The sequence below is a fragment of the Bacteriovorax sp. DB6_IX genome, from assembly GCF_000447775.1.
In the GTDB taxonomy this organism is placed as follows: Bacteria; Bdellovibrionota; Bacteriovoracia; order Bacteriovoracales; family Bacteriovoracaceae; genus Halobacteriovorax_A.
This window is the reverse complement of the sequence record NZ_AUNJ01000109.1, coordinates 1-205: the sequence shown is the minus strand read 5'-3', so window position 1 is coordinate 205 and position 205 is coordinate 1. Positions and strand designations below refer to the sequence as shown.

General features: G+C 41.0%; 1 protein-coding gene. It reads left to right on the top strand.

Annotated elements, in window-relative coordinates; all coding sequences use genetic code 11:
- The coding region (locus M901_RS18330; RefSeq protein WP_021276797.1) for a hypothetical protein at positions 1 to 162 on the top strand (162 nt) is incomplete at its 5' end.
- Positions 163 to 205: the final 43 nt, after the last annotated feature.

Below are 205 nucleotides of genomic sequence, written 5' to 3'. Positions count from 1 at the left end.
AAAAAGACTCGAAGTCTCTACCGTCACGCGGGGATTCACGCGGCCGGTGTTATTATTACAAACCTTCCTCTGGTAGAGTATTGTCCACTTTTTAAAGGGGCAAAAGGGGAGAAGGTTGTTCAGTTTGACAAAGACTTTTCTGAGCAGATTGGACTTTGTTAAAATTTTGACTTCCTTGGTCTTTAAAAACTCTGACAGTTATTGA